At 66.5% G+C, this 3,750-nt stretch carries 3 protein-coding genes and 1 pseudogene; all 4 read left to right on the forward strand.

Annotated elements, in window-relative coordinates; translation table 11 throughout:
- On the forward strand, positions 1-646 hold a 646-nt coding region (locus AB0J67_RS39765; protein ID WP_363490784.1), incomplete at its 5' end, for a cytochrome ubiquinol oxidase subunit I.
- Positions 647-655: 9 nt separating this feature from the next.
- Positions 656-1,741: a cytochrome d ubiquinol oxidase subunit II gene (cydB, locus tag AB0J67_RS39770; RefSeq protein ID WP_363490786.1), complete on the forward strand. Its 1,086-nt coding sequence runs from the start codon at positions 656-658 to the stop codon at positions 1,739-1,741.
- Positions 1,742-1,823: 82 nt separating this feature from the next.
- Positions 1,824-2,354: pseudogene (locus AB0J67_RS39775) on the forward strand (Rieske 2Fe-2S domain-containing protein); the annotation flags it as partial.
- A gap of 660 nt (positions 2,355-3,014) precedes the next feature.
- The gene (locus tag AB0J67_RS39780) at positions 3,015-3,326 is read left to right on the forward strand and encodes a hypothetical protein (protein ID WP_363490788.1); all 312 of its coding nucleotides are present in this window, start codon (positions 3,015-3,017) and stop codon (positions 3,324-3,326) included.
- Positions 3,327-3,750: the final 424 nt, after the last annotated feature.

The raw sequence follows: 3,750 nt of genomic DNA on the forward strand, positions 1-3,750 counted from the left end.
GGCCGCCGCGGAAGCCCTCTACGAAACCGCACAGCCGGCCGCCTTCTCGATCTTCACCGTGGGCACCCTCGACGGCAGCGAGCCGGTCTGGCAGGTGGAGGTCCCCGGCCTGCTGTCCTTCCTCGGCACCGGCCGCCTCGACGGCACCGTCCAGGGCATCAACGACCTGCAAGCCGAGTACGAGGCGAAGTACGGCCCCGGCGACTACAAACCCATCATCCCTGTCACCTACTGGACCTTCCGGTTCATGATCGGAGCGGGGATCCTCGCCGCGCTGCTCGCGCTGTGGTCGCTGTGGGCGGTCCGGCGCGGTAAGTCACCGGCGTCGCGGTGGTTGCTGCGGGGCGGCATCCTGCTGCCGTTGCTGCCTCTGGTCGCCAACGCGTTCGGCTGGATCTTCACCGAGATGGGCCGCCAGCCCTGGATCGTGTTCGGCCAGATGAAGACCGCCGACGGCGTCTCGGCCACCGTCGACAGCGCGAGCATCGTCACCTCTCTGCTGGTCTACACCGCCCTCTACGGCGTCCTCGCCGTCGTCGAGGTCGGGCTTCTGCTCAAGTACGCCAAGGCCGGCATAGCCGAGGCCAGCCCGCTGCCCGACGAGCGCTCGGCCAACGACGAGCGTCCGCTGACGTTCGCCCACTAGGAGACGATCATGGAACTGACCACCGTCTGGTTCGTACTCATCGCGATCCTGTGGACCGGGTACTTCGTCCTGGAGGGCTTCGACTTCGGCGTCGGGATGCTGCTGCCGATCCTCGGGCGCGGCTTCTCCGCGCAGGGTGAACGCGAACGCCGCGTCTTGATCAACACCATCGGACCGGTGTGGGACGGCAACGAGGTCTGGGTGCTCACCGCCGGCGGGGCGACCTTCGCCGCCTTTCCCGAGTGGTACGCCACCCTGTTCAGCGGGTTCTACCTGCCATTGCTGCTGATACTGGTGGCGCTGATCATCCGAGGGGTCGCGTTCGAGTACCGGGGCAAGCACGACGACCCCAGGTGGCGCAAACGCTTCGACATCTGCATCGTGATCGGCTCGGCGGTGCCCGCCCTGCTGTGGGGTGTCGCATTCGCCAACATCTTCCGCGGCATCAAACTCGGCCCCGGACACGAGTACGCAGGTTCGTTCGGGGACCTGCTCAACCCCTACGCCCTCCTCGGCGGCATCACCACACTGGCGCTGTTCCTCCTGCACGGAGCGATCTTCCTCACTTTGAAGACTTCTGGAGACGTATGTGACCATGCCCGACGCGTGGCTGGAAGGGTCGGCCCGGTGGCGGCGCTCATCGCGGTGACCTTCCTGCTGTTCACGTTCGGCATCCGCCGCACACCGGTCTCGATCACCCTCGGCCTGCTTGCCGCCGCCGCGCTGCTGGCATCACTGGCGCTCCTACGGACGGGAACGGCAAGCACCAAACGTGACGGATGGGCTTTCGCCGGCACCGCAGCCTGCCTCGCACTCACGGTCGCGAGCCTGTTCAGCGGGCTCTACCCGTACGTCCTGCCGTCTACCACGTCCGACGTGTTCAGCCTTACGGTGATGAACGCTTCGTCGACACCATACACATTGAAGATCATGACCTGGGTCGCAGTTATTTTCACCCCGGTCGTGTTGGCGTACCAGGGCTGGACCTACTGGGTGTTTCGAAAGCGGATCAGCGTCACGCACATCCCACCTGCCTCGGAACCACAACCGCTGGGTGTCGACCGGCGGGTCGTCGACGGCAAGGCGGTGCGCTGATGCGGATCATGGCACCGGCCACGCCGGTTTCCGCCCCGACGCGGCGGCGGGGTCGATCGCTGACGTCATTGCGGCTGGCCCAGGACGGGGGCGGCCGGTGCGCTCCGATCTGACCGACCCGTCGGGCGAGCTGATCGAGTCGATCCTGGTGGACTTTCCGAACAGAGGTCCGGATCGCCGCAGACGAGAAGGTGCGCTACAGGTTCCGGACCCGTGGCGGCTGATGGAGCATCTGCTGGAATCAACTAGGGCGACTGGATGAACGCGGGATTCCTGTCCTGCCGCTGCTCGGCGGCGCAGATCGGGCGATACGACGCGTTCGTATACGCGTTCATCAAAATGTCTGTCGGAGGAGCGGCTGCAATACGCGGAGGGCTGGTACGAGTCGCAGCGCCGCGACGCCGAGGACATCACCGTGGGCGACTGGTCGTTCCGGCGGCGCCGCCCGCACCTGAAGGCCAACCTGACCGGCTTCGGCATCGTCGAGGGCGACCAGCTCACCTGCCGGCCGCACGGCTGGAAGTGGAACCTCAACACCGGCCGCTGCCAGAATGCCGCAGTTAGCCACACGGCACGCGCTAAACGCGACCGCCAAGGGACAGTCGCCTGCTAATTCAGCCCACGCCCCATGAGCCACCAACCGTCGACCGGCACCGGAACCGGCGCCATCCAGGCTCATGCGCTGATGCACGGAACGTGAGGCGAACCCGACAAGGCCGACGACGTCAAGCCCCACCAGGCTGGCAGCAGATGGTGGCGCTCCGCTTGCGGGCCCGGCACACTCGACAGCGCCTGCGCCGGACGGCTCCTCGGCTAAGTGCGGCGCAGGCACCGACATTCTGGAGTCGGTCTACAGGTCACCCATCCAAACGGGTCACCTCGAAGCCCGACGACGCTGCTCGGTTCGCCCCGGTACGGCCGGGCGCTAGGGCGCGGTTTCGAACCGCCTCACCGTATCGCGACCGACGCACTCCTTCACGGTGGGAACGGAAAGCAGGTGGTGCGTCAACTGGATCGAAGCGCCGGAGCCGAACTTTAGGTCGCGACTGTTCACGGACCAATGCCCTTGCGCCGCTGGACGGGACGTGATCTGTGGCGGCCCGCACCCACCCACCGTTTTGCCTTCCGGACGCACCTTCTTGAGACACCCAGGCTCAGGGTCGCCTCTGGTTCGGGACCAATGGCCCTCGGGGCATGACGCCGGGCCCTGTCGCGGCGCCACCCACCGCGGGAACGTGGTCATTGCCGTGATTCGACCTAGTGGAGGTTCACCATGACCAGTCACGTCGTTGCAGACCATCCCGTGCAGGTTCGCACGTACGGCCCGGTGCCGACTGACTTGATCGCCTACGCCGCGCACAAGGTTCACGTGGTGTTGCGCCACGCCCCGGCAGCGGTACTGTTCGTGCGGATCAAACTCAGCCACGACCTCGGGTCGGCTCCGCTGGCCGCCACCGTTCGCGTCGACGTGGACGTAAACGGCATCGACGTGCACGCTCGGGCCGCCGCCCCGAGCCTGACCGAGGCAGTGGATCTGATGCAGCGGCGGTTGCGCACCCGCATTCAACGCGTCCACCAACATTGACCACCTCCAGCGCCTGCGGCCGCTTGCCCTCGGACCACAGGTCGCAGAGATGAGTGCGCAGCTGCTGGCCGCCGGTCATCTACCGGTCGGAGCACCAAGAGACCGGCGGCCCAGGTGTTGGCACTCGGCGGGATCGAACAAGCCGCACCTTTCTCGCCCGGATCCTCGGCCTACTGCCGCGAGAGCCGTGCCGATCAGGATGTTCACCCCGAACCGCCTAACCTGCAAAAGGTTGTGCCTGTCCCGTCCGACTGCCGCAACCTGCCGCCGCGCTGGCTCTCCGCGGACTTGCCGCAATCCTGTGTCAACGACGGCCGAAAACTGACCCTCTAGCGACGGCCGAAAACTGACCCCCTAGCTGGTTCGGTTCCTATCGGTGGTCGTGCTTGTCGGCCGGTGGGACTGGCCGGCCGAGGTCTCGGTT

Source organism: Catellatospora sp. NPDC049609 (assembly GCF_040675365.1).
GTDB lineage: Bacteria > Actinomycetota > Actinomycetes > Mycobacteriales > Micromonosporaceae > Catellatospora.